At 29.8% G+C, this 26082-nt stretch carries 22 protein-coding genes; 10 read left to right on the forward strand and 12 right to left on the reverse strand.

Going from position 1 to position 26082, the window contains the following annotated elements:
* The 4 genes from ACTT88_RS02045 to ACTT88_RS02060 form a co-directional block, all read right to left on the reverse strand.
* Positions 1 to 1221: an ABC transporter substrate-binding protein gene (locus ACTT88_RS02045; protein ID WP_440907711.1), complete on the reverse strand. Its 1221-nt coding sequence runs from the start codon at positions 1219 to 1221 to the stop codon at positions 1 to 3.
* Positions 1222 to 1303: 82 nt separating this feature from the next.
* Positions 1304 to 2431, reverse strand: a complete 1128-nt coding sequence (locus ACTT88_RS02050; protein WP_440907712.1) for a cobalamin-independent methionine synthase II family protein — start codon at positions 2429 to 2431, stop codon at positions 1304 to 1306.
* A 3-nt stretch (positions 2432 to 2434) separates the two neighbouring features.
* Positions 2435 to 3397 (reverse strand): ester cyclase, encoded by a 963-nt coding sequence (locus tag ACTT88_RS02055; RefSeq protein WP_440907713.1) that lies wholly within the window; start codon positions 3395 to 3397, stop codon positions 2435 to 2437.
* Positions 3397 to 4341: a cupin domain-containing protein gene (locus ACTT88_RS02060; RefSeq protein ID WP_440907714.1), complete on the reverse strand. Its 945-nt coding sequence runs from the start codon at positions 4339 to 4341 to the stop codon at positions 3397 to 3399. The genes ACTT88_RS02055 and ACTT88_RS02060 overlap by 1 nt, the downstream gene beginning before the upstream one ends.
* A 50-nt stretch (positions 4342 to 4391) precedes the next feature.
* Here ACTT88_RS02060 and ACTT88_RS02065 point away from each other — a divergent pair, with 50 nt between their 5' ends.
* From ACTT88_RS02065 to ACTT88_RS02090, 6 genes are all read left to right on the forward strand, one after another.
* Positions 4392 to 5468, forward strand: a complete 1077-nt coding sequence (locus ACTT88_RS02065) for an ester cyclase (RefSeq protein ID WP_440907715.1) — start codon at positions 4392 to 4394, stop codon at positions 5466 to 5468.
* A 9-nt stretch (positions 5469 to 5477) separates the two neighbouring features.
* Positions 5478 to 6533, forward strand: a complete 1056-nt coding sequence (locus ACTT88_RS02070; RefSeq protein ID WP_440907716.1) for an ABC transporter ATP-binding protein — start codon at positions 5478 to 5480, stop codon at positions 6531 to 6533.
* A 143-nt stretch (positions 6534 to 6676) separates the two neighbouring features.
* Positions 6677 to 8008: an ABC transporter substrate-binding protein gene (locus tag ACTT88_RS02075; RefSeq protein ID WP_440907717.1), complete on the forward strand. Its 1332-nt coding sequence runs from the start codon at positions 6677 to 6679 to the stop codon at positions 8006 to 8008.
* Between the two features lie 47 nt (positions 8009 to 8055).
* On the forward strand, positions 8056 to 9315 hold the full coding sequence (locus ACTT88_RS02080; RefSeq protein WP_440907718.1) for a carbohydrate ABC transporter permease: 1260 nt from the start codon (positions 8056 to 8058) through the stop codon (positions 9313 to 9315).
* Positions 9305 to 10498, forward strand: coding sequence for a carbohydrate ABC transporter permease (locus ACTT88_RS02085; RefSeq protein ID WP_440907719.1), 1194 nt, complete (start codon positions 9305 to 9307; stop codon positions 10496 to 10498). Before ACTT88_RS02080 ends, ACTT88_RS02085 begins: the two co-directional genes overlap by 11 nt.
* Positions 10498 to 11760: an MGH1-like glycoside hydrolase domain-containing protein gene (locus ACTT88_RS02090; RefSeq protein WP_440907720.1), complete on the forward strand. Its 1263-nt coding sequence runs from the start codon at positions 10498 to 10500 to the stop codon at positions 11758 to 11760. The genes ACTT88_RS02085 and ACTT88_RS02090 overlap by 1 nt, the downstream gene beginning before the upstream one ends.
* On the opposite strand, the gene hisD is transcribed toward ACTT88_RS02090, so the two are convergent.
* Together hisD and ACTT88_RS02100 are read right to left on the reverse strand one after the other, a co-directional pair.
* The gene (hisD, locus tag ACTT88_RS02095; protein WP_440907721.1) at positions 11757 to 13043 is read right to left on the reverse strand and encodes a histidinol dehydrogenase; all 1287 of its coding nucleotides are present in this window, start codon (positions 13041 to 13043) and stop codon (positions 11757 to 11759) included. The genes ACTT88_RS02090 and hisD overlap by 4 nt on opposite strands.
* Before the next feature lie 60 nt (positions 13044 to 13103).
* Positions 13104 to 14015 (reverse strand): bifunctional enoyl-CoA hydratase/phosphate acetyltransferase, encoded by a 912-nt coding sequence (locus tag ACTT88_RS02100; protein ID WP_440907722.1) that lies wholly within the window; start codon positions 14013 to 14015, stop codon positions 13104 to 13106.
* Positions 14016 to 14115: 100 nt separating this feature from the next.
* Between ACTT88_RS02100 and ACTT88_RS02105 the strand changes: the two genes are divergently transcribed.
* Positions 14116 to 14967: a bile acid:sodium symporter family protein gene (locus ACTT88_RS02105; RefSeq protein ID WP_440907723.1), complete on the forward strand. Its 852-nt coding sequence runs from the start codon at positions 14116 to 14118 to the stop codon at positions 14965 to 14967.
* Here the strand turns inward: ACTT88_RS02105 and ACTT88_RS02110 are convergent.
* From ACTT88_RS02110 to ACTT88_RS02130, 5 genes are all read right to left on the reverse strand, one after another.
* A complete protein-coding gene (locus tag ACTT88_RS02110; protein ID WP_440907724.1) occupies positions 14964 to 15926 on the reverse strand; it encodes a MarR family transcriptional regulator in 963 nt (320 codons plus the stop codon). The two genes, ACTT88_RS02105 and ACTT88_RS02110, sit on opposite strands and share 4 nt — an antisense overlap.
* 301 nt (positions 15927 to 16227) lie before the next feature.
* Entirely contained in the window at positions 16228 to 17232 is a 1005-nt protein-coding gene (locus ACTT88_RS02115; RefSeq protein ID WP_440907725.1) for an Ldh family oxidoreductase, read from the reverse strand.
* Positions 17233 to 17248: 16 nt separating this feature from the next.
* Positions 17249 to 19174: an ABC transporter permease gene (locus ACTT88_RS02120; RefSeq protein ID WP_440907726.1), complete on the reverse strand. Its 1926-nt coding sequence runs from the start codon at positions 19172 to 19174 to the stop codon at positions 17249 to 17251.
* Positions 19174 to 19971 carry an ABC transporter ATP-binding protein gene (locus ACTT88_RS02125; RefSeq protein WP_440907727.1) on the reverse strand — a complete coding sequence of 266 codons (798 nt, stop codon included), beginning with the start codon at positions 19969 to 19971 and terminating at the stop codon, positions 19174 to 19176. The genes ACTT88_RS02120 and ACTT88_RS02125 overlap by 1 nt, the downstream gene beginning before the upstream one ends.
* Before the next feature lie 86 nt (positions 19972 to 20057).
* Positions 20058 to 20999 (reverse strand): ABC transporter substrate-binding protein, encoded by a 942-nt coding sequence (locus ACTT88_RS02130; protein WP_440907728.1) that lies wholly within the window; start codon positions 20997 to 20999, stop codon positions 20058 to 20060.
* Positions 21000 to 21180: 181 nt separating this feature from the next.
* Here ACTT88_RS02130 and ACTT88_RS02135 point away from each other — a divergent pair, with 181 nt between their 5' ends.
* Both ACTT88_RS02135 and ald read left to right on the forward strand, forming a co-directional pair.
* Positions 21181 to 22527, forward strand: a complete 1347-nt coding sequence (locus ACTT88_RS02135; RefSeq protein ID WP_440907729.1) for an aminotransferase class III-fold pyridoxal phosphate-dependent enzyme — start codon at positions 21181 to 21183, stop codon at positions 22525 to 22527.
* Between the two features lie 9 nt (positions 22528 to 22536).
* Positions 22537 to 23649 (forward strand): alanine dehydrogenase, encoded by a 1113-nt coding sequence (gene ald, locus ACTT88_RS02140; protein ID WP_440907730.1) that lies wholly within the window; start codon positions 22537 to 22539, stop codon positions 23647 to 23649.
* A 10-nt stretch (positions 23650 to 23659) separates the two neighbouring features.
* On the opposite strand, the gene ACTT88_RS02145 is transcribed toward ald, so the two are convergent.
* On the reverse strand, positions 23660 to 24358 hold the full coding sequence (locus ACTT88_RS02145) for a glycosyltransferase family 2 protein (RefSeq protein ID WP_440907731.1): 699 nt from the start codon (positions 24356 to 24358) through the stop codon (positions 23660 to 23662).
* 15 nt (positions 24359 to 24373) lie between these two features.
* Between ACTT88_RS02145 and ACTT88_RS02150 the strand changes: the two genes are divergently transcribed.
* A complete protein-coding gene (locus tag ACTT88_RS02150) occupies positions 24374 to 25993 on the forward strand; it encodes an LIC_10190 family membrane protein (RefSeq protein ID WP_440907732.1) in 1620 nt (539 codons plus the stop codon).
* The last annotated feature ends 89 nt before the right edge of the window (positions 25994 to 26082 follow it).

Genomic DNA, 26082 nt, shown 5'->3' on the forward strand with positions numbered 1-26082 from the left:
TTATAGAAAGCCTTGTTCTTTAGCTTTACTTATGTAAGCAGCCTCAACATCTTTCAATGCTTGTTCTGCAGATTCTTTTCCTTGTAAAAATTCAACAATTTCACTTCCTAATGCACCATGCATTAAACCCATTTGCGGTAACATTGGATATGGTTTTGCTCCCATTTTTACAGCTTCAATTACACCAATAGATTTTGGTCCTGGAACAAATCCTTCAACTAACCAAACAGCTTGGTCAGCGGCGTCAGCAACCATTTTTTTATTTGAAGCAGCATGTGCTAAAGCTCTAAATGTTGCTTCGGCGTCTGCATCAGATCTATTTTTAGCAAGCGTGAAACCATCCCACCATAATGTAGCTGCTGGAATATTTCCACCACCCACTGTAGCTGGTCCAGTTAGTTTTGTTGCTTTAGTAATGTTTGGATCTCCTTCATCATCTAAAAGAGTACCTGATCTTGAAGCCCACAATGTCATTAATGCAACATTACCTGACTCCCATTCAACTTTAATAGCTTCACTATCGTGAGTTAAGTAATCAGGATTACTTAGTTCAGATAATTTTTTAAGCATGTTTAAAGTAGCAACACCTTTTGCGTTATTAATGTTAGGTTGCGCACCTCCAGCTTTAAAGAATTCACCACCATGACCAATAAACATATTTACAAACTCTTCTGCTAAATTCCAACCTGCTTTATATGCAGCGGCATAAGGATATTGCATTTTACCTGAAGCTCTAATTTTTTCAGATGCAGCAACTACTTCCTCGTATGTTTTTGGAACTGCTATACCAAGATCTTTTAAAACATCTTCTCTGTAGTATAAGTGTTGAGTATTAGCCATAAAAGCTACAGCCATTACTTTTCCATCAATTGTGATTAATTGTGAGTCCTGAATTCCTTTACCATATTTTTTAACAAGATCGTCTAATGGTCTAATTAAATCTTGGTTCATTAAAGGAACAATTGAACTGTTAGCTGCAATCCTAGCAGAAAACTCAGAAGGATTTGCAGTTAATGCTGGCACTGCGATTTTGTTATGCTCAGATGAATGAGTCACTTTAAAATCAGCACTTCCTTTACATTGTTTAGAAGTTTCGACGAAAGTTCTTAATGCAGGAAAATCATTAGCCAAAATATTTATTGAACCACTTTTAATGTTACAATCTGCAAAAGCAGAAGTCCCAAATAGTAGAAACAATAAAGTAACTAGTATTTTTCTCATATTTTTCTCTCTATTTTGTTAGTTAAATTATAATTTAAGTTTAAAAACTATATCTATTCCTCAAAAAGAATAAAAGACATAATTAAATCACTTTTGACGCAAGCTCTGAGCCCCTTACAAGTGCTTCGAGTTTTTTATAAACTATATTTTCATCTACATTTCCAAAACCAGCAAAGGTACTAAATCCACAATCAGTGCCAGCTAATAGTTGTTCTATATCAATCACTTTTGCATATGTTAAAATTCTATGCTTCACAACTTCTGGATGCTCAACAAAGTTAGTTGTAGAGTCTATTACTCCTGGTACAATAATTTTATCTTTTGGGATTTTCAAATTTTCAAATATTTGCCATTCATGAGAGTGTCTTGGATTAGATGACTCAATTAGATAAGTTTGTACATTTGCTTTTAATGCTATCGGCATTATTTTTTCTAGGCCAATATCATGTATATGTGGTCCTTCATAATTACCCCAACAAATATGAAGTCTTATTTTTGAACTATCAATATTACTAATTGCATTATTAAGACATTCAATTTGTTTTTCAGCTCTTAACAAAAATTCATTTTCAGAAAAATCTTTAAATGTCATGTGTCTAGCTAACGCTAAATCAGGACAATCCAACTGTAATTTTATTCCATTTGAGGTAATTTCTTCATATTCTGTTTTCATTACATTTGATAAATTTTCTAAATACTCATCATCGTTTTTATAAAATTTATTTGGTAAGAATGCAGATATAACACCAGGTGAAGCAGCATTCATAAACCCGTTTTTATGATTATTTTTATTTAATGCTTCTTTAAAATTTTTAATATCTTTTGAAAGTGAAGTCTTATCTTTTATTTTTAATTCACTTGTGCAACAAGGTCTTGTATAGGTGGGTGTTCCACCTGTTCTTGCTATTCTTTCTTTAAAAGATGGAAAATCATCTAAATCTTTTGGCGCTTTTCTTTCACTTTCGCCAGAAAAACCATCAATTCTGTCCTTAACATAGGTAGCATAACTTATTTTAGACATTTCACCATCGCTGATAAAATCTATACCTACATCGATTTGTTTTTTAACAACCTCATTCACATCTCTGCTAATTATTTGATCAAATACATCTAAATTTATTTTTTGCTTTTGATCTTTCTTAAATAAAAGATCTGATAATTCATTTGATCTTGGTAGACTCCCAACATGTGTTGTTTTAATTTTGACCATAAATTATTTCATTAAAATTTGTTTCCAGATCGCCACTTCATCAAATAAAACCCACTCCCTTATAACATTTCCATCACATATTTCTGCATGATTAATACCCATTATAAAAATATTTTTATTTGTCGCTTTACCAAATTCAGAGGTGTCATTTAAATGAACAGCTTCTAAAAACCATCTAATTGATGCCTTATAATTTTTATTTGGTTCTTCTAAGTATCCAATATGTTCAACAGAAAATTTTATATTACCTAAAGCATCCTTTATTAATTTCCAAAATTTCACAACATCCTCTCTACCATGTCCAATTCTATTACCTGGCCAGTAAATACTTGCTGCCCTGGCATAATCAGAAAAATCATAATCATTTTTGAATATTTTATTAAGTATATTTGAATATTTTATTCCAACAGAGTTTTGTGGTATTGGGCTTGGTTTATAATCTGAACTCATATCAGATTTAGAATTAAATAATTTTTGTGCTTTTTCTAATCCACCCTCATTTTCAATAATTTTTTGAGCAAATTCTTTAGGAGTGAAACCTATCTGTCTCACCATAGCACCTTGATCTCTTACAATCCACTCATCGTAAACCTGATTATCTTTACACGCACAATCTGCAATAACTCTATAATAAATTTTTTTTCCTGTTGGTTTACCGTAATAACCTTCTCCAAGATGAGTACCTTTACTTAAAATTCTGTGAGAGGAATGATAACCGTCATCATTATTTCTATTCCAAATAACATCTTCTCCCAATAATTGTCTGTTCGGGAATTCTTTTAATGTTTTAAACGTTGCATCAATAACTGGTTTATTTCCATAAGTAACTCCAAAAGGAGATCTTACAGGAATATCATTGGTATAAAAATTTGCTATAGAGTTAACGTCTTTACCTTCCCAAATTTGTTTTGTAATCTTCAGTATAAAATCAGGAAAACTTTTATATTTTTTGTCAAACCCTTTCATCAGATTTGAGTTACACAGTTCAATAAACTTTCTTCATCATCATTAATTTCAATATTTATTTGTGAATTAATTGGAATAGAAATTGTATCTCTAGGATTGAGTTTTATTAAAAAATCATCAATTTTTATTTGCCAACTTCCTTTTTGCGAGAACATTATTGTGGGCTTTAAAAATTTCAAATTTTCTAATTTACCTTTTTTTGCTTTTAAAATTGATAAGTTAAAACCTGTATTCTGATTTATGACAGGATTTAAGTTTTTATCTTGAAAAGTGCCGCCTAATACTTGAATTAAATTAAAATTATCATTTATTTTATTTTCATAATTAATTCTGTCAGAAAATTTAAAAATATATTTTTCAAGTTCATTTAATTTGTAATTATCAAATTTCTTAATTTCTTCAGAAGAAATTGGTTCTAGTAAAGATTTGTCTTTAGGAATATCATTTATAGATAAATCAATTAGAGAATTATCATTTAAAAGAGCCATTCCTGTCTGTTTAGCTTTTTCTAAGACACTTGGAACCCAAGTTATTATTCCAGGATCATCTCCACCTAATACAACAAAAATTAATCCTTCTTTATTTCCTGCATTCTCAAATCCTCTAAACATATTTGTTGGCATAGAAATTATATCCCCTGCACTTAGAAGTATTTCATCTTTACCTTCAGCGCCCCAATAGAATCTCCACTTGCCAGAATAAATAATAAAAACTTCAGCAGTTGTATGACTGTGCAGGCCTGAGCCATTTTTTGGCAATGCAGAGACGGCACCTAGATTAAAGCTATGGGGCATTGCTATTTTAACGAATTGTTTACTGTCTTCTGCAACTCCAGGACCTACAATGGAATAATTTTTTCTTTCTTTGTGTCCCTCAAGCTTCCCCTCAACAAATGGTAAAGTGCTTGGTATAAGATCTTCAAATTTAGCTAATCGATTATTCATATTTTTTTAAACTATATTTTGTGATACTAAATTTATCTAACAAAAAATTTATGCAAATAGAACAATTTGATACAGGTCTTAAGGGTCAGGAGAACGTAGAAAAAATAGTTATAACTCCCGAGGAAAACTATAATTATAAACAGGTTGTTAGAAAATATTTAGGTACGATAGTAAAAGAGGGTATCTCCAGGCTCGATCAAAACCTTCAAAATATGTTCTCTAAAGATGTTAGTATTAATTGTTTCTATCCATTAAATGAATTTATTGGAATTCATGATTTTAAGGAAAATTTCTGGAAACCATTGTTTAACTCATTTCCTGATCTTGAAAGAAGAGAACAGTTAGTAATTAGTGGGGCTTTTAGGGACAAAATTCAGGTCGGAACAATTTCTACTTTATCAGGTGTATTTAAAAAAACTTGGTTGGGTATCAAACCAAACAATAAAATGATAAATCTAAAATGTTGTGAAATTCACGAACTAAAGGATAACAAGATTATTGAGAGTTATATTTTAATTGATTTAATAGATCTATTAATTCAAACTGGAACAAATCCATTAAATAATTCAAGAGGCTCTGAAGGCAATTGGTTGAACCCAATTAATACTGATGGTGTTAATTTTTTCGAAAAGGATATGCAAATTTCGATAAATAATTTGGAACAGTCACTTACTATGCAGAGAAGCTTAAATATAAAACCTGAATTAGAAGTATCTTCTGACAAGGATCTTAAAGAAAGATTAATCAATCATCCACAAAGTGATTATTGGCATGAAAAAATGATTTGGTATGGACCAAGTGGAATTGGTACTGCAAGAACTTTAGAGGGATTTGTAGATAATCATCAATTACCGTTTAGAAAAACTTTTAAAGAAAGAAATTATTGGGAACTTGGTCATTATTGTGAATTAGGGGATGGAAAATTTTCTTTAACTGCTGGATGGAATAGTATTCAAGCTATATATGGATCTGACGATTGGCTAGGTTATAAATCTGAAAATCAAAAAGTAACCATGAGAGTTATGGACTTTTATCATCATGATGAAGGAAAAATTCGTGAAAATTGGGTTCCAATTGATATAGTCCATATATTAAAACAAATTGGAGTTGATATTCTAAATACCTAAAAAATAATAATGGCAAATATAAAATTTACTGGTGTACATAAATCATTTGGATCGAACAAAATTATTACTGATTTTAATCTTTTAGGAAAAGAGGATGAGTTTCTTGTTCTTGTTGGACCATCAGGATGTGGAAAATCAACATTATTGAGAATGATTGCTGGATTAGAAAAAATAGATGAAGGTGAAATTTTTATTAATGATCAAAAAATTAATGAACTTCATCCCTCGAAACGTCAAACTGCAATGGTTTTTCAATCTTATGCACTTTACCCTCACATGAATGTTTATGAAAATATGTCTTTTGGTTTGAAAATAGAAAAAAGACCAAAAGAAGAAATCAATACAAAAGTTATGCAAGCTGCAAAAATTCTAAAAATTGAAGAACTTCTTGAGAGGAAACCAAAACAATTATCAGGAGGTCAAAGACAAAGGGTAGCAATAGGAAGAGCTATCACAAGAAATCCAAAAATATTCTTATTTGATGAACCGTTGTCAAATTTGGATGCCGCTTTAAGAGCTGAAATGAGAGTGGAAATATCAAAATTACACAATCAAATAAAAACCAACATGATATATGTTACTCATGATCAGGTTGAAGCTATGACTTTAGCAGATAGAATAGTTATTCTAAATCAAGGTAACATTGAACAGGTTGGAACTCCTGAAGAAATTTATAATGACCCTGCAAATATTTTTGTGGCTCAATTTATTGGTACACCCAAAATGAATATTCTAGAAATTGATGAAAAAAACGTAATTTCTGATAACAAAATTAAGTTATTAGGTAATGATATAATGTTTAATAAGTTAAAACTCAACAAATCAAAACACTTTATAGGTATTAGGCCTGAACACTTAAAAGCAAATCAAGAAAATCAATTTACTTTTAATCCTGAGATTGAATTAATTGAAAACTTAGGTAATGAAAAAATTGCTTACATGAAAAAAGAGGAACATCAATTAAGTGCCAAAATCCCGAGCAACATAGAAATTGGAAGTAAAATTGGATTTGATCTAAATGACATTTTCATTTTTGATGAAAATGGAAAAAGACTAAAATCTTAGCACAACTTACAATTGACAAAATTCAATTTTTCCCCAATTTTTTAGTATTTGCTATGAGACTAACACATACCTGATATGTGACAGTGAGTAGTTTGCGAAACATTCTCAAATTAATATAGTTTTAACTATAAATAGGAGGGGAAATGAAAAATATAATAAGGTTGTTTTGCGTAATATCTTTTTTTATTTCAAGTATTGTTTACGCAGACATAAAGTTTTGGACTACAGAAGTTCAGCCTGCCAGAATGGCTAAGCAAGAGGAAATGGCAAAAGCTTTTGAAGCTAAAACAGGAATTAAAGTAGAGGTCATCCCGGTTGAAGAAAAAGATTTGGGAACTAGAGCTACAGCTGCTGCTGCTGCAGGTGATTTACCAGACGTGATCTACCATACTCTTCAATATGTATTGCCATGGGCTGAAGCAGGAATATTAGATGTGGATGCTAACAATGCTGTTGTTAAAGAATTAGGTAAAAATACATTTGCACCAGGTGCACTTAACATGGCAAAAAAAGGTTCAAAGATTGCAGCCGTACCAGTTGATGGATGGACACAAATGGTTGTTTATAGAAAGGATCTTTTTGAAAATGCTGATTTAGCGCCACCGACAAGTTATGCAAATATCGTAGCTGCTGTTGAGAAGCTATCAAAACAAAACGGAATGTTTGGTTTTGTTGCTGCAACTAAAACTGATGAAAATTTCATGAGTCAGGTTTTAGAACACGTTCTTTTAGCAAATGGGGTTAATATTGTTAAAAAGGGTGGTATCAAGAAACAAGGTAAAAAACTAAAAGAAGCATTAGAGTTTTATAAAGTAATTGCTAAAGCAAGTCCTCCAGGTGAATTGTACTGGAAACAATCTAGAGCACTTTACTTTGCAGGAAAAACTCCAATGATTATTTGGTCTCCATTTATCATGGATGAGCTTGCAGGTTTAAGAGACTCGGCTCCACCAACAATTAACAGTGATCCAACATCACCTGAGCTAGCTTCTAAAACTGGTTTCATTACTAATTTTAGTGGACCTAGTAATAAGAAAGGTGCTGCATGGGCAGATGTTAGATATTTTGGTATAACAGCTGATGCTGATACAGATGAAGCTAAACAATTTATCATGTACTCAATGGATGAAGGTTACACAAGCACTTTATCGATAGCTCCTGAAGGTAAATTTCCAGTAAGAAGAGGAAATTCTAGTGACCCTGAGGCTTTCACAAAAGCTTGGAGTAAACTACCTGTTGGAGTTGATAGAAAAGCTCCTTTATCAGATCTATATGACCCAGATGTTATTAATAACATTGTAGCTGGTTTAGATACTGCAAATAGATGGGGTGTTAAAGAAGGCGAACTATCAAGAGCGTCAAAAGTCATAAATTCTCAATTTATAAATAGAATTACTAGACTTTATATTGATGATCAAATTGATGTCGATGAAGCTGTTGATATGATTAACAAATCATTAGCTAAATTCAAATAATTTTAATTTTATAAAAAAGCGGATAATATAAATTATCCGCTTTTTTTATGAATGACACTCTAGCAAATACAGAAAAAAAAACTGCATACATACTAACTTTACCTGCAGTTCTTTTAGTTTTTTCAATAATTTTATTTCCAATTTTTGCAAATATTTGGATTAGTTTTAAAGAAGTTGAATTAAAAGATATTCGGATTCCAGAACCAAGAGCAAAAAAAATTGTAAAATCTATTTCTGATGAACCTACTAAAATAAAAATATTATATAAGTTAAGAAATAGTTCATTAATTCAAGAAATTAGAGATGTTTCGTTTCAAGATAATTTTCCAAAAAATTTTGAAATTGAAAATTTAGATCCAAGATGTTCTTACGAAAAGTATAAATTAAAATGTGAATTTGGAAATTGGCCCGCTAAATATAGAGAAAATTTCCAAGTAATATTTGCAACAAATGATGGATCTAAAATAGACAAAAAAAATCTTAAATCAATTAAACCAAAATTAGAGGGGAAATCTGACAACATATTGCTTAATACTAACTTTACTCTCAAAAACTTTAAAAAAGTTTTATTTGAAAATGAATTTATAGATTTATTACTAACAACTTTTTATTACACATTTTTTGGAACTGTTGGCTCAATAATATTTGGGATTTTAACAGCTCAAATGGTAAATCAAAAATTTTATGGAAGAACATTTATGAGAAGTGTTCTGCTTTTTCCTTATGTTGCTCCAGTTGTAGCTTTAGCTTATACCTGGGAACTTTTACTAGACCCAAATAGCGGTACATTAAATAGTTTATTATTAAATTATCAAATTATTGAAACTCCAATAAACCTTCTTGGACAAAAATATATTGAAATTAGTATTTTGGGTTTTGATTTTAAATTAAGATTAGCGCTTACAACAGTTATAATGTTTGAAATTTGGAGATATTTCCCTCTAGCTTTTTTATTTATTCTTGCAAGACTTCAAGCTATTCCAAAAGAATTATATGAGGCAGCTGATGTTGATGGGGCTAGTCCCTTTCAAAAATTTTTTAATATTACACTCCCTCAAATAACTGCAGTAATTTCGATTTTATTCATGATTAGATTTATATGGAATTTTAATAAATTTGAGGATGTCTTTTTATTAACTGGAGGTGCATCAGGAACAAGAACTTTACCAATAAATGTTTATCAACAAGGTTTTGCAATATCAGACATTGGAATGGGCTCAGCTGTTTCAATAGTAATCGTTGTATTGCTCTTAATGTTTATGTTTTTTTATTTTAAACTTTTAGGAAAAAGAGTAGATGAGAACTAAAAATACAATATTATTTTCGTTGATATCTACTTTTTTTTTAATTTTTTTAATTTCGATTTGGAAAATATTATCAACATTACAAGGTTTAAGTATTAATAGTTTTAATATAGAAATAATTTTTATATTTGGTTTTTTAATATCATTAGCTCATTTAGTAATAGGCGATAGAATTAAATCATTTTATAAATCTATCATCTTTTCTTCCATATTCGTTTTTTGTGATGGTTACTTAATACAAAAATTACCAATTTGGTATAATGTAGGGGTATTTTTAATATTATATTTTTTTACCAATAAAATTAGCAAATATACTTTTATAGGTTTAAAAGAAGAGCACTCTACTCAAGTAATTTTATTTGATTTTTTAACTTTATTTGGAATTCTATTTTTTTCATTTGTAATACTTTTTCCATTTTACATGATGTTAGTAACAAGTTTTAAAACACAAATAGCATTATTAGTGAATCCTTTAGATTTTAGTATAAATTTTGGTCAAGATATAAAAGATTTATTTAAATCTTATTTTGTAATTTTTAAATCTTATAAATTTGGAAAATATATTTTGATTAGTACTATTGTTTCTGTCGGCACTGTTATTGTCACTCTTCTTTTTGCAATACCTGCTGCTTATGCAGTTGCAAGATTAAATTTCTTTGGAAAAACATTTTTATCTACATCTATACTTATAATATATATGTTTCCTGCAATTGTTCTTGTTATTCCGTTGTATACAATATTTAGTCAATTAGGTTTACGTAATTCAATAGAGGGTTTATTAATTGTTTATACGGCAACAACACTCCCGGTAGCTATTTATATGTTACAAGGATACTTCAAAAGTATACCAAAAGAATTAGAGGAAGCTGCAATTTTAGACAAATTAAGTTGGTTTGGAATTATAATAAAAATTATAATTCCTCTAAGTATTCCAGCTATTTCTTCTGTTGCATTATATGTATTTATGATTGCCTGGAATGAGTTTTTGTTTTCGTTAATGTTTTTGGATAATCCAAACTCATTTACATTATCAAGAGCAATTCAATATTTAAGTGGTGATGCCGAAACCCCAAGGCAATATTTAATGGCAGGATCAGTTGTAGTAACATTGCCTGTACTTTTTATATTTGTTTATTTTGAAAAATATTTAGTTAGTGGTTTAACAGCGGGGAGTGTAAAAGGCTAATGAAAGTCTCAATTAATAGAGCAAAAAAAACTTTAATTGGTAATAGAAGAAAGGGTTATACCTTACCAACCAACAACAAACTTTATCCTGCTCAGTGGAATTGGGATTCTGGCTTTATAGCTTTAGGGTATTCTTATTTTAATTTAAACTTTGCATTAAAAGAAATAAATACATTGTTAGATGGACAATGGAAGGATGGAATGGTCCCTCACATTTTATTTCATAACACAAAAACAAATTATTACCCAAATTATACAGCATGGAATTGTGGTAATAAAATCCACTCATCTGGAATAACTCAACCACCAATATTAGCAACAATTTTAAAAGAAATTTTAAATAAAAATAAAATCAATAAAAAACAATTGTTAAATATAAAAAAAATAATTAAAAAAATTAAAAAATTTCATGAATGGTTTATTCAATTTAGAGATCCAAAAAAAACTGGTTTAGTATCTATTTTACATCCTTGGGAAAGTGGATATGATAATTCTCCTATATGGGATGAACCTATGAATAAAGTAAAAATTGAGAAAAATATAAAATATAAAAGAGCTGATAATAAAGTTGTAAATCCAGATTTTAGACCGCTAGATATTGATTATGATAGGTATGTAACAATCAAAAACAATTTAAGAAAATTGAAATATAATCCAAAAAAAGTTTATAAATCCTCATTTTTTAATGTTGTAGATGTTGGTTTTAATTCAATTTTTTTAAAAGCAAACAAAGATCTCGTTGAATTATTGGATACATTTGGATTAAACAAAAAAAAAATTGATAATTATATCAAAGTGACAGAAAAAAATTTTCTTAAATTATATGATAAAAAAAGAAAAACTTTTTTTTCAAAAGATATAAAAAATAATAAAAAGATCTATATTCCATCAATAACCAATTATTTTTTATTATTTGCTGATTTAAATAATGATAAAATTAATAAAAGACTAATTCAAAATCTTAAAAAACATAACTTAAAAGAAAAATATTTTTTTTCGTCAATCAAATCAAACCATAAAAGTTTTGAGGAGAAAAGATATTGGCGTGGACCTGTTTGGATTAATTGCAATTGGTTTATTTATAAAGGATTAAAAAATAAAGATAGGTTATTTTCTGACAAAATAAAAAACAAAACTATCCAAATACTTGAAAAAAAAGGATTTTTTGAATATTTTAGCTGTAAGAGCGGTCAACCAATGGGGGCAAAAAATTTTTCTTGGTCAGCAGCTCTTTACTTAGACTTAAAACTTAATAAAAATTAGTTTGAAAAACCGTACTTTCTTAATCTAACATCACCTGTTCGAGCGTGCGCTTCCATGCCCTCGTATCTAGAAATTCTAGCACAAGCTGCTCCCACTTCTTTAGTTGCTTCTTTACTCATTCTTTGGAAGCTAAGTGTTTTGATAAATTTTCCTACAAATAAACCACCCGTATATTTTCCGGCACCTTTAGTTGGCAAAATATGATTTGTACCTGAACATTTATCCCCGTAAGCTACAGTTGTTTCTTCTCCGATAAATAAAGAACCATAATTTTTAAGTCTATCATGATACCACTGTAAATTTTTTGTTTGTACTTCTAAATGCTCCGGTGCATAATCGTCACTTACTTTTGCGATTTCTTCGTCAGTATCACATAATATTATCTCACCATAATCTCTCCATGCTGCCCCAGAATTTTCTCTTGGCAAGTCTGGTAGATCCTCAATTAATTCTGGAACTCTTTGCAATACATAATCAGCAATTTTTTTGCTTTTTGTAAATAACCATGCTGGAGAATTGTAACCGTGCTCAGCTTGTCCAACTAAATCGTAGGCAACCATTTCAGGATCAGCTGTTTCATCTGCAATTACTGCAATTTCTGTAGGTCCAGCAAATAAATCAATACCAACTTTTCCAAATAAAAGTCTTTTTGCTTCTGCAACAAATTGATTTCCAGGACCGACTAAAATATCAGCTGGTGCATTTCCAAATAATCCGTTAGTCATTGCTGCAATAGCTTGAACACCACCTAAATTCATAATTACATCTGCACCACATAAATCAGCTGTATAAACAATTGATGGATGTACACCAACACCAGGTTTAGGAGAACTGCAGACTATTATATTTTTAACCCCTGCTACTTTTGCTGTTGTCACACTCATGACAGCTGAAGCTATATGGGCATACCTTCCTGCAGGCACATAACACCCTGCTGTATTTACTGGAATTAGTTTTTGACCTGCGAACAAACCATCAGATAACTCAACCTCAAAATCTTGACCATAATTTTTTAATTGTGCTTCTGCAAATTTTCTTACTCTTTCATGGGAAAATTGAATGTCATCTTTTGTTTTTTGATCTAAATTTTTTTTAATTTCCTCTATTTTTTCTTTAGAAACAATTACATCACCTTCATATTTATCAAATTTTTTAGAAAGCTCTTTACATCCTTCTTCTTTAGTTTTCTCAATGTCTTTTAAAATATTTTCAACTATTTCTCTTGTTTTAGTATCATCTGTAGATGAAGTTTTAGGTGATCTTTTAAGATATGTTATTGCCATTTCTCTCCTTTAAAATTTCAGTTTATTTAAATGAATTTTTTTTGAAATTCAATGAATCATTTAGTCTAAAGCGACTACTGCTGCAGCAATAGAGGCCAATCGTGCCTGAGCCTCGTCAGATCTACTAGTAATTACCACAGGTACTTTTCCACCTACAACAACTCCTGCGGCACATGCACCACTAAAATATATAAGCATTTTTACTAAAGCATTTCCAGCTTCTACATTGGGAACTAATAATACATCTGCCTCACCAGCAACTAAGTTTTTAATACCCTTTATTGCTGCTGACTTTTTTGAAATACTATTGTCAAATGCTAATGGACCGAAAACATCAGCATTTAAATTTCCTTCTTTCGCTAATTTAGTAATTTCTGCAGCTTCAATAGAACTTGGCACACTTTCTAAAACTTCCTCTGTTGCAGATAATACGGAAACTTTTGGTCTTTCTATTCCTATTCTATTTGAAAAATTTACTACATTCTTAAGAATATGCATTTTTGTTTTAACATTTGGTAAAACATTTAATGCTCCATCAGTAATAATTAATGGTTTATCATCTTTACCGATAGTCATATGCCAAATATGACTTAATCTTGTTTTTCCCAATAAATTATATTCACGTTTAAGCACTTCTTTCATAAGCACATCCGTATGAATATGGCCTTTCACTATTATTTGCACCTTGCCTTCACTTGCTAATTTAGCAGCAATTTTAGCAGTATCATTTTCTACAGGTTCATGGATAAGTTCATATTTAGAAATATCCCATTTGATATCTTCAGCACATTTTTGAATTTCTACTTCATGACCAATAAATATTGGCTCAATTAAATTTTCATTAACCGCATCTTGAACTGATAACATGGGTAAAGGTTTACCAGCATTTACAACCGCAACTGTAACTCCTTTTTTTTTATGAGCTAAATCTAATAAGTTGTTTGGACAGACAATTTCTTTGTTTGAAAGCATTTTTTCTACAAATAAGTGAAAAAACTGAACATGTATATAAAAAAAAATTCTTTATATAAATTTAACAAGTTTATATAATTGGTTTTGAGCGGGGGAGACTTTGGAAATTGTAACTAAAATTGCGCCAATTATTTTGGCCTTGATAATGTTAGGCTTAGGCCTAGGATTAAAACTGGAAGATTTTGGAAGAGTATTCAAAACACCAAAAGATTTTATTGTTGGTTTTATTTCTCAATTAATAATTCTTCCAATTGTAGCATACATATTAATTTTAGTTTTAAAAACACCACCTGAAATAGCAATAGGGGTTATGATCATAGCTGCAGCACCAGGAGGTGTAACATCTAATGTAATGACAAAGTTTGCTGATGGTGATGTAGCATTATCAATATCTTTAACTGCTGTAATTAGTTTATTAAGTATAATTACAGTTCCATTAATAATCTTTACATCTGCAGACATGTTAGGGATAACAGAAGTTTCTCAAAACATTTCAATGACGGGAATAGCACTAAAAATGTTTTTAGTTGTAACAGTACCTGTAATATTAGGAATGATTATTAGAAAATTTGCTGAAAATTTCATATCATCTAAAGTTGAAATATTTAATAAACTCAACATAGTTTTGTTTATTGTTTTTTTTGTAGCAGCGTTTTATGAAGAAAGAGAAAATATTCTTAGCTTTATCAAACAAGCAGGTTTAATTGCTTTAATTTTAAATATTTCAATGATGGTTATCGCATATTACATTGCAAAAGCTTTTGCTTCAGGTGTTAAACAAATGAAGTGTATTGCTTTAGAATGTGGATTACAAAATGGTACGTTAGCCTTATTTGTTTCTACGCAAATATTTGGTACAGATATATTGTATGCATTACCAACAGGTGCTTATGCACTAATCATGTATATAACTGGATTTATTTTTATTTATTTTTTAAGAAAGTCTAATTAGTTATTGATTATTCTTATTTGATTAAAAACTTTATAAATAAAATGACTTAAGCTAAGAACATTTTTATTAACCATTCCCTTTGTTGTTACAAAAGCACTATCTTTAGCATTGTATGTAATTAATTTTTTATCATTAATATGAAGAAATTTTTTATCAACTAAATATTTTATTTTTCTAACAACTGTAGGTCTAGGAATACCTGTTATCTCAGAAATTGACATGGCATTAACGCCTCTTTTATCTGACCCCTGAATCTCTTTTCTATATGAGTCTAAATTAGGTTTTTTTGGTTTAAATTTTGGATTTTTAATTGTATTTATTACCACAACCATGCCGATTGCAAAAACTTCTAAATCCTTCAATTCTTCTCTCCATCTTTTAATAAAAATAAACCAAAATTTATTAAACTGATACAAGCAGTAAGAAAAATTTTCTTTTATTGCTAATATTATTTCTTTAACGGAGTAAACTTCGGTTACTAATTTTTCCTTTTTTAAAATTTTATTAAATTCATACAAGATATTTGCAACCTCTGTAAGAGTGTCTACCGCTTTAGCTGAGTAAAGCGTATCTCGAACAACAAAAATTTTCTTACCAGTTCTTTTAATTACTTTTAGTTTTTCTAATTCTAAAACTTTTCTTCTGATACTTTCTTTCGGAATTCCTAGATCTTTTGAGATGTCTGAAATATTAATTTTATTAATTTCGATTGGTTTATCCTTATAAAATGTGTCGTAGTTAATTTTTACTCCATTTTGTCTGAAATATATAAGGTCTTGATGTATCAAATATATAATGAGGACAAACTTATCTATGTCTTTATAATGATCATAGGCTCTTACAAACCAGTTACTTGTTAAAGTAAAATAAGCCGGTGCCAGTGCGGCAAAATTATCTTGAATTATTTTATTGATTACCTTCTCATCAATATGTTCAGAAATACTTGGTAATGTGCTCATATTTTAAAAAAAACCCAATATGAACAAAAGCAATATTAGAGTCAACCCATTTTGGACAACCCTAGTATGTAAAAATTTAACTAATAATGATTAAAATTAAACTTATAAACGAAATATGAGTACAGAAAGCTTACATAGAACATCCGAGATTGCAGAGACCCCCTCTCAATATGTCGAAACTCCCAAAAGGGTTAACGTGGATGTTCTAAAGCAAAGACTTCTACAAGAAAAAAAGAAGGAAAAAGTTAAACGAACAATAATTTTATCATCTGTTATCGTTTCTTTGGGTGCTCTAACGATGTTAACTTATTAAGGTTTCCAAATCTTTCTTTATTATATCCGGTATAGAAATTTCTTTTTTTGAGTTATTTTTATACCGGTTAAATTTATTTTGTCCTGGATACATTATTTCTTTAACTCCCTTAATCTTGGGGAGTTTTTTTATTGTTTTAATATTATCTTTAATTCGTTGGTTATAATTCTTTTGAAATAAATTTGCTTTAAAGGTTATAAATAAATGTCCAATATTTTGTGGACCTGAAAAATCATCAAATGGATCTTTAACTCTTCCTGCGTGGTTTCCTCCAGTTAAAACTCCACTTAATATATCTACCATCCAAGCAAGTCCTGAGCCTCTATAACCTGCAATTGGCAATTGAACTCCCGCTAATGCTTTTTTTGCATCAGTAGTTGGTTTACCAAGTTTATCTAAAGCAACTCCTGCAGGAATTGATTGATTGTTTCTCGCCGCAACTCGAATTTTTCCTCTATTAATCATTGAAATTGATGTATCTAAAATAAATGGAATTTTAGAACCAGTGGGGGTTCCAAAACAAATTGGATTTGTTCCAAATAAAGTTTTTAATGCACCATGTGGAGCAACTGCTGGAGGAGCATTGGTATATATCATTGTAATTAAATTTTTTTTTACTGCTTGTTCAGCGTAATAACCAGATAAACCATAGTGACCACTATTTTTAACCGCTACCATTCCTATTCCAGTTTTTTGGGCATGTTTAATTGCAGTTTTAATTCCTAGATCTGCAGCAACAAAACCAATACCATTATTTGCATCAATATGAGAAATAGAAGAAGAAATTTTTTTAATTTTAATTTTTGGTTTTGGATTAATTACTTTTTTAGAAATTCTATCACAATACATTTTAAGTCTTGATAAACCATGACCATATGCACCAACTAATTCCGCATTAATTAATGCATTAGTAGAAATTAGAGCATGATCTTTACTTAAACCAAATTTTTGGAATATTTTAATGACTTGTTTTTTTAAAACTGGGGTCTTCATTTTATCCCCTTAACATTTATCCTTTTCCACGCCAAGGAATAGTTTTATCTATTATTTTTCTTAATGTAATATCGAATAAAAGACCTAGTAGACCCATAATAATTATCGTTATCCAAATAACTTCCCACTGGAAGTATTTTTTTGCAACATTTTCAACAAAACCAATACCAGTTGTACCTGCTAGAAACTCTGCAGCAACAAGCGTTCCCCAACACATACCAACAGCAACTCTAATTCCTGTAAGAATTTCAGGAAGTGAATTTGGAAAAATTACATGTCTTAAAATTTGTTTTTTAGTAGCTCCTAATGAGTGGGCTGCATGAATTTTTGATAGTTGTGTTCCTGAAGCACCAGCTCTTGCAGAAATAATCATAATCGATAATGAGACCATAAATAATAAAAATACTTTTCCTGAGTTATCAATTCCAAGAACTGAAATAATTAAAGGTGCCCATGCAAGAGGCGGGACCGGTCTATAAAGTTCAATTAACGGATCAAAGAAACCTTTGGCAAACCTATTTAGACCCATAAATAAACCCAATGGAACACCAATAATAATTCCAAACACTAATCCTAAAAACACCCTCATAAAAGAGTCCCAGATATGTCCGTATGGAACAGGAACTTTCAGTAATTTAAAGTCGCCTGTTGCAACTTTTAAAACATTACTTTTAAAGTTTTCTTTTACAATTCCATCTTTTGTATGAACTGGGTATTCACCAGGCAATATATCAGCTATCCAATCTGGTAAAATGAAACCTATCATTTTACTGACATCAACCATTTCAATCCATAAAAGAGGAACATTTTTGTATCCAACACTTGGTTTTGATAGTTCCACAAATTTATTAAATGTATCAGATGGTTTAGGCAGCCATCTACCTGAACCCTGTTCAGAACAAGTTGCTCCACTTGCTACAATTGTTCCTGAAGGAAACAAAAGGATATCAATTAATCTTAATCCACCTTGTTCTTTGTTTTGCAATTCATCAAACTCTAAGATTGCTTTTTGCATTTCATTTAAAGCATTAGGAGGATAAATACTTGCAAATTCTATTCTTCTTGCAATTTTAACGATATTTTTTGCATATTCAGATGCTATCTCACCACTATCATCTAAACTTTTTCTATAAGCTTTAATATCATCTTTTAATTGTTGTATTGCGCTTTTGAATAATGGATTGTGATTTCTTAATTTAAAAAACTTGTCATTTATTGAACTTAGTTCTTTTGCCGCTGCATGAAATTTTAACCCTTTTTTAGTCTGAGGAGCAGTTGGTATCTCAATAGTGTTTTCTATTGATCCACTACCAGAATCTATTGTGACAATTCCCCAACCACCTTGTTCATCAATAAGTTTTTGTCTTTCAATTTTTTGAGCGTCTGTTTCAAAAGGATAATTTTCCTTTTGAAAATTAATACTGAGTTGCTTTATTTGCTCAGTCATTTCTTGAATTTTTATTTTGGTATCCGTTTCTATTAATTCCTCACTGGTTAAGAAAGGAATTAATTTTGAGGTTCTATCAATGTAACTTACAAGGATTGTTTTTTGTTGATCATTTAGATCTGTAGATCCTTTTATTTCATTTGCAATCTTTATAAGATTTTTATTTTCAATTTTTATAATAGATGTACTTTTGAACTCTCTCTCTTCAATAGGAAATTGATATTTTAAACCTAATAATGATTCATTTATTTTAGCAACTTGACACAATTCGTTTGCAGATTTTGGAAAAAAACCTCTTGCTATATCCCATGAATAATAAAGCCACAGCATTAATATTACACTACTACCAACAATTACCCAGTGCGTTCCACCTTTAGATCTTTCTGGATTACCAAATACAGCATCAACTTTTTCAGTTTTAATTAATCTTCTTCCATAAAGAATGCATCCAATAATAGATACTATAATTAGTATTGTTACAATTTGGGTTAGCATTAATTCTCTTTTCCCATTATTTCTTCTTCCATGTTCCAGATCATGGATAAAATTTCTTCCCTCGTAGATGAAAATTCTTTGTTTTTTTTTATTTCTCTTAAATCTTTTGTAAGACCCATTTCTGCAAATGGTAGATTATATTCTTTATGTATTCTTCCTGGTCTTGGTGCCATAACATATAATCTTTCACCAAGTAAGAGAGCCTCCTCTACGGAGTGAGTAATTAAAATAATAGTTTTTCCGGTTTCTTTCCAAATTTTTAAAACTAAAGACTGCATCTTCTCTCTTGTTAATGCATCTAATGCACCTAATGGCTCATCCATTAAAATTAAATCCGGATCATTAATTAAACATCTTGCAAGCGCAACTCTTTGCTGCATACCTCCAGATAATTGATAAGTAGGTGTGTTACCAAAACCTTTCAGTCCAACTATATCTAACCACTCATCAACTTTCTTAGCTGTAACTTCAGTATCTTCTTTTTTCATCCTAAGTCCAAAATTTACATTCTCAGCTACTGTTAACCATTCAAACAAAGCACCTTGTTGAAATACCATTCCTCTTTCAACACCAGGCCCATCAATTTCATTATTATTTAATGTAATTTTTCCCGAAGTAGGTCTTAAAAATCCAGCGGTAATATTTAATAGGGTTGTTTTTCCACAACCAGAAGGACCAAGGACCGTAAGCAACTCTCCTTTTTTTAAAGTAAAACTTACATCCTTAAGCGCATGAACTGTTTCTCCTTTTGGAGTTTTAAAAATCATATTTAGATTTTGAGAAACAAGATCACTCATAGTGCCCTTATATTTGAAATTTTTTAAAAAAAATAGGCACTAATTATTAAATCAGTGCCTATTTAAAAAGTTTTAAACCTTTAAAATTATAAAGGTAAGAAACTTGTATCGACGTTTCCTTTTGGAGTTCCCATTCCATCCAAGAAACCAGCTAGATTACCACTCTCCATAGATTTTTTAGTTTCTTCAGGAGTTAAGAATTTAAATCCATCTAAAGTACCTTTCATTTTTGATACTTCCATCGCAGATGCTTTAGACATAGAATTCATATCGCTTTTACCTGAATTATATCTTGCGTTAGCTTCATGAGTAACTTCAACAAAAGTCCTTACCATACCTGGATTTTCATTCATAAACTTATTAGTTACAGAAGTAATATCTATTCCTAGAATACCTCCAGCTCTAGCTTCTTCAACTGAAATTAATCTAGAACCAACTTCTGTAGCTGCTGCAATTGAATTACCACCAAATAAACATGCCATTGCAACATCACCACTTACTAAAGCTGCAGCTCCATCTTCTGGAACCATATCAATAACAGTCATTTTGCTTGGATCGGCACCAACAATTTCCATACTTGCAGTAAAAACATAATCAGCCATAGTACCTAAAGGCACTGCAACTTTTTTACCCTCTAATTCACTAGCGTTTGCTTTTGTAATTCCAGATGCATTAGATGTAACACATGTAGTTCCACCCATTCCGTATTCCATTGCAATATCAATCAGTTTGATAGGTGCATTAGATTTTACAGCATTGATAAAAGGCACTAAACCTTGTGAGTAAGAAATATCAATATCTCCTGCCAGCATGGCTTCTGTCATTTCCACACCAGTATTGAAGCTTGTCCACTTGACTGGAACACCTAAAGCTTTTGAGTAATTTTTCTTCATCATGTCCTCTAGGTTTGGGCTTGGCCATTCTAGAAAGTATGCAACTCTAACTTCATTTGCAGCTGAATTAGCAACTGAAATTGATAGGTTAAGTGCAAAAATAGATCCTAGAATAAAACTTAGTATTTTTTTCATTTATTCCCCTATGTTTAATTAATTAAATTCTGGATATTTAAATTCAAATTCTCTCCGAAGTAAAACAAAAAAGAAAGTTTATACAATCATTGGTTGTGTCAATAATGTGGTAGTTAATCCATTTATTTTAGTCTAAACAGGCTTTAAGATTATATTAAAATATTTTTAGAAAGAAATTTTTATGAGCACACAAAACAAAACAGCAATTCCAAATTCTTTAAATGAGCACTGGATGCCATTTACATCTAACAAAGATTTTAAAGAGAACCCAAGATTAATTGTTGAAGCTAAAGGTGTGTATTTAAAAAACCATCAAGGACAAACTCAAATCGATGCAAGTTCGGGATTATTTTGTAATCCTTTAGGGCATGGTAGAGAAGAAATTATTGAGGCAATAACAAATCAATTGAAAACTTTAGATTATTGTCAACCATTCCAACAAGGTTTTGGTGGATCATTTGAATTAGCTACTAGAATTTCAAAACATACTCCAGGAAACTTAAATAGAATGTTTTACACAATTTGTGGTTCAACAGCTGTTGAAACTGCAATTAAAATTGCAATTGCTTATCATAGAGCAAGAGGTGACAGTCAAAGATTTAGATTTGTTGGTAGAGAAAGAGGTTATCACGGAATGAATATTGGTGCGACTTCAGTTGGAGGTATGGTTAATAACGTAAAAACATTTGCAAGTGTTTTAATGCCAGGTGTTGTGCATATGAGACATACTCATTTACCAGAACACAAGTTTGTAAGTGGCCAGCCAGAAACAGGTGTCGAATTAGCAGAGGATTTAGAGAGAATTTGTACGAACTTTGGAGCTGAAAATATAGCAGCTTGTATTGTTGAACCTATTGCAGGATCAACAGGTACATTAGTTCCACCAAAAGGATATTTACAAAGATTAAGAGAGATTTGTGACAAACACGGAATACTTTTAATTTTTGATGAAGTAATTACTGGTTGGGGAAGAACTGGATCTCCATTTGCATCACAAGAGTATGGAGTAACTCCAGATATGATGACAATGGCAAAAGCTACAACAAATGGAATTAGCCCAATGGGAGTTGTTGCATGTAAAGAGGATATTTATGATGCAATTGCAGAAAATGCTCCTAAAGGAACTATAGAATTATTCCATGGCTATACTTATTCTGGAATTCCAATTTCTGTAGCTGCTGGTTTGGCTGTACAGGATATTATTGAAAAAGACGACATTTTCAACAGAGCCAAAAATTTAGCACCTTATTTCCAAGAGGGTTTAATGTCTTTAAAAGATATCGACGTTGTTGATAACATTAGAGGATACGGAATGATGGGTGGAATTGATATTGTTATGGATAAAAAACCAGGCGCAGCAGGATTAACTTGTTTCAAACATTGCTATGAGGCAGGAGTAAATTTCAAAGCTACAGGTGATTGTTTGATCATTGCTCCAATGTTTATTTGTGAAAAAAAACACATTGATGAAATAATTGAAAAACTTCGAACAGGAATAACAAATTACGCTAAAAGTAAAAAGAATTAATTTTCGTTTATGAAAATTGGAGTTCCTAAAGAAATAAAACCACAAGAAAATAGAATTGGTTTAACACCGGATAGTGTTAAATCTTTAGTTTCAGAAGGTCACGAAGTTTTGGTTGAAAATAACGCTGGTTTTGAAGCGGGTTTTGAGAATGATCAATATTTAAAAGCCGGTGCTAAAATTGCTAACAAGGCAGCTGATATTTTTAATGATGCAGAAATAATTGTTAAAGTAAAAGAACCTCAAAAAGTAGAAGTTGATATGATTAGAGAAAATCAAATTATATACACTTATCTTCATTTGGCTGCTGCAAAAGAATTAACTGAGGGTTTAATAAAATCTAAAAGTATTAATATCGCTTACGAAACTGTAACAGATGACAATGGAAGACTGCCTTTACTTGCACCCATGAGTGCTGTTGCAGGAAGAATGTCTGTACAAGCAGGTGCCCATTGTTTGGAGAAAAACCAAAGCGGTAGGGGTTTGCTTTTAGGTGGGGCCCCAGGTGTAACAGGTGGTACAGTTGTTATATTAGGTGGGGGAGTTGTTGGAGAGAATGCTGCAGTTATTGCAACCGGTATGCAAGCAAAAGTTCATATTGTAGATAAATCTGAAGCTAGATTAAAACAACTTGTTGAGATGTTTGGAGATAAAATTATTCCAGAACAAAGTGATAAAACTGATTTAGATAAATTAGTTTCTGAGGCTGATCTTTTAGTTGGTGGAGTATTAATTCCAGGTGCAGAAGCACCAAAATTAATTACTAAAGAAATGATCAAAACAATGAAAAGAGGATCTGTAATAGTTGATGTCGCAATAGACCAAGGGGGATGTGTTGAGACAAGTAAACCAACCACACATGGTGATCCAACATATATTGTTGATGATGTGGTTCATTATTGTGTGTCAAACATGCCTGGAGGGGTTCCGAGAACCTCTACTTTAGCGTTAAATAATGCTACGTTACCCTTTTTAGTAAAACTTGCTAACAAAGGTTATCAAAAGGCACTTAGTGAAGATAAAAATTTCTTAGCAGGTTTAAATGTTTATAAAGGTGAAGTAACTTACAAGGCTGTAGCTGATGCTTTCGGCTACAATTATACAGACCCTGTAAAAGTAGTTTAATTAAAATAAATTAATTAAAAAATCTGTATTTAAGCAAAACAATTACCGCTCTTATTCCATCATAAAAAGAAATTTTTTTTCCTTCATTATAATTTCTACCAACATAATTAATGGGAACTTCAAAAATTTTAAAACCTAATTTCGAAACCTTAGCAGTTATCTCAGGACAAAAAGCAAAATCATTTTCTTTTAGATTTATTTGTTTAAAGATATTAGCATCAAAAGCTTTATAACACGTATGAGCATCAGTAAGATTTTGTCTATAAAGTAAATTAGTAAGTAAGGTTAATATATGGTTACAAAAAATTCTAAAATTAGATATGAAATTTGTTTGATTGTACCTTTTTTTATTCAGTACTCTAGAACCGTAGACAATTTTACTTTTATTTTTAATAATTGGAAATATTACTTCTTTATAGTCTTTTGGGTCATATTCTAAATCTGCGTCTTGAATAATAACAATATCTCCCAAAATATAATTAACTGAAGACTTTATGGCTGCACCTTTGCCAGAATTAACTTTATGTTTAATTATTTTATGTTCACTTTTAAATTTGTAATTTTGTATTAAGTTAAATGTTTCATCGGATGATCCATCATCTATGATAATTATTTGTTTTTTAATTTCATGTAAGTCCTCAATTTTTTTCAAAATTTCTTGGATTGTATTCATCTCATTATACACTGGAATAATTATAGAAAGTTTCATAAGTTATTATTCTTTATGTTTAGTCTAATATCATCTATTGCATTAACCAACATTATTTATTTGCTTATTGGTAAATTACTTACCAATGAAAGCAGTAATTCTTTAAAACATTACACTGACACAGCAATAATTGGTTTTATATATTTTTCCTTCATAGCACTTTTGATTAACTTTTTTAGTTCACTAAATCCTACACTTAATTCAATAATTTTAGTTTCGTTTGTCATCGCATTTTTTATAAAAAAAACTGTTTTTTCGAAAAAAGAAATATTGTTTTTAATATTATTAACTTTTTTTGGTTTTTTTTTAATCTTGCTTGATACCGTATACAGACCAGATGCAGGTTTATATCACTTACCTTTCATAAAAATTTTAAATGAAGAAAAAATAATTTTTGGCTTATTCAACTTACATGCACGATTTGGACATATATCAATTCTTCAATATTCATCAGCATTTAATAATAATTTTTTTTTAGGAGAGATAGGTATTTTAATACCTTTGCTTTGTATCTATAGTTTACTAACTTTTTATTTTTTAGCAGATATACTTAATTATATATTTAATAGTAAAAATAAAAATTTTAATTTTACATCAATTTATTTTTCTTGTTTAGTTTTGCTTTATATCTCTTACAAAATTAATAGGTATAGCGAGTTTGGTAATGACGCCATAGGACATTTACTATTTTTTTATTTAATTTCAAAATTAATTAATTTAGAAAATTTAAATTACAAAAATTTTAATAAAATTTACTTATTATCAATTTTTACAATATTAAATAAATTTACCTTAATTTTTTCCATATTAATACCTGCCTATTTATTTATAAAAAATAAAATACCTTTTAAAAAAACATTGTTATCACTACCTACTATTTTTTTAATCTTGTGGATAATAAGAAATATAATTACTTCTGGGTGTATAATTTTTCCTCAAACAAACACATGTTTTGTTAATCTTGATTGGTCAAACAAGGATAAAATAATAATAGAAAGTCATTCAGCTGAAGCTTGGGCAAAAGACTGGCCAAATAGAATTGACAAAAATACCTCTATGGAAAACTATAGTAAAAATTTTAATTGGCTTTCGACATGGTTAAAAAATCACTTTAAGAAAGTTGCAAATATTTTAACTCCTTATTTATTACTTTTGTTTTTAATAACTTTATATTTTAAAATTAGAAATAAAAAAAAATTTTATTTTAAAAATATTAAATTACCTCTTTTTATCTGTCTTCTTGGAAGCGCTATATTTTTTTTAAAATTTCCAATTTATAGATATGGATATTCTTATCTAATTTCTGCATTTATTTTAATTTCAATTTTATTAATTAAATTTTATGACCAAGAAAAAATTAAAAAACTGTGTGTATTTGTTTTATTTATTTTTTTAACATCATATGTTTATAAACAAACTGACCGTTATATTCGATTTTATGAAACAAGAAGTATTATTCCAGAATTTTATAATAGTGAAAAAAAGTTCAAAAAAATTATAATACAAGATGATAGTTATTATAATTTGACTTTAAATTCACTTTGTATGTATGATATTAATTTATGCACATCTTATATTAACAACCAATTAACAATGAAAGTAAGGCATAGTTATAAATTTTTTAGTTCCAAATAAACTTATTAAAATTAAAAAAATTTTACTTATTTCCCTTGTTCAATTATAAATATTAGCATAAATACTCATGAAATTCATAAATGCCCTCG

The sequence above is a fragment of the Candidatus Pelagibacter sp. genome, assembly GCF_052046145.1.
Classification (GTDB): domain Bacteria; phylum Pseudomonadota; class Alphaproteobacteria; order Pelagibacterales; family Pelagibacteraceae; genus Pelagibacter.

Bases quoted from the DNA above. Each gene is read 5' to 3' on its own strand.
- ACTT88_RS02045 (WP_440907711.1), bottom strand. From the start codon at position 1,221: ATGAGAAAAATACTAGTTACTTTATTGTTTCTACTATTTGGGACTTCT.
- ACTT88_RS02050 (WP_440907712.1), bottom strand. From the start codon at position 2,431: ATGGTCAAAATTAAAACAACACATGTTGGGAGTCTACCAAGATCAAAT.
- ACTT88_RS02055 (WP_440907713.1), bottom strand. From the start codon at position 3,397: ATGAAAGGGTTTGACAAAAAATATAAAAGTTTTCCTGATTTTATACTG.
- ACTT88_RS02060 (WP_440907714.1), bottom strand. From the start codon at position 4,341: ATGAATAATCGATTAGCTAAATTTGAAGATCTTATACCAAGCACTTTA.
- ACTT88_RS02065 (WP_440907715.1), top strand. From the start codon at position 4,392: ATGCAAATAGAACAATTTGATACAGGTCTTAAGGGTCAGGAGAACGTA.
- ACTT88_RS02070 (WP_440907716.1), top strand. From the start codon at position 5,478: ATGGCAAATATAAAATTTACTGGTGTACATAAATCATTTGGATCGAAC.
- ACTT88_RS02075 (WP_440907717.1), top strand. From the start codon at position 6,677: ATGAAAAATATAATAAGGTTGTTTTGCGTAATATCTTTTTTTATTTCA.
- ACTT88_RS02080 (WP_440907718.1), top strand. From the start codon at position 8,056: ATGAATGACACTCTAGCAAATACAGAAAAAAAAACTGCATACATACTA.
- ACTT88_RS02085 (WP_440907719.1), top strand. From the start codon at position 9,305: ATGAGAACTAAAAATACAATATTATTTTCGTTGATATCTACTTTTTTT.
- ACTT88_RS02090 (WP_440907720.1), top strand. From the start codon at position 10,498: ATGAAAGTCTCAATTAATAGAGCAAAAAAAACTTTAATTGGTAATAGA.
- hisD (WP_440907721.1), bottom strand. From the start codon at position 13,043: ATGGCAATAACATATCTTAAAAGATCACCTAAAACTTCATCTACAGAT.
- ACTT88_RS02100 (WP_440907722.1), bottom strand. From the start codon at position 14,015: ATGCTTTCAAACAAAGAAATTGTCTGTCCAAACAACTTATTAGATTTA.
- ACTT88_RS02110 (WP_440907724.1), bottom strand. From the start codon at position 15,926: ATGAGCACATTACCAAGTATTTCTGAACATATTGATGAGAAGGTAATC.
- ACTT88_RS02115 (WP_440907725.1), bottom strand. From the start codon at position 17,232: ATGAAGACCCCAGTTTTAAAAAAACAAGTCATTAAAATATTCCAAAAA.
- ACTT88_RS02120 (WP_440907726.1), bottom strand. From the start codon at position 19,174: ATGCTAACCCAAATTGTAACAATACTAATTATAGTATCTATTATTGGA.
- ACTT88_RS02125 (WP_440907727.1), bottom strand. From the start codon at position 19,971: ATGAGTGATCTTGTTTCTCAAAATCTAAATATGATTTTTAAAACTCCA.
- ACTT88_RS02130 (WP_440907728.1), bottom strand. From the start codon at position 20,999: ATGAAAAAAATACTAAGTTTTATTCTAGGATCTATTTTTGCACTTAAC.
- ACTT88_RS02135 (WP_440907729.1), top strand. From the start codon at position 21,181: ATGAGCACACAAAACAAAACAGCAATTCCAAATTCTTTAAATGAGCAC.
- ald (WP_440907730.1), top strand. From the start codon at position 22,537: ATGAAAATTGGAGTTCCTAAAGAAATAAAACCACAAGAAAATAGAATT.
- ACTT88_RS02145 (WP_440907731.1), bottom strand. From the start codon at position 24,358: ATGAAACTTTCTATAATTATTCCAGTGTATAATGAGATGAATACAATC.
- ACTT88_RS02150 (WP_440907732.1), top strand. From the start codon at position 24,374: ATGTTTAGTCTAATATCATCTATTGCATTAACCAACATTATTTATTTG.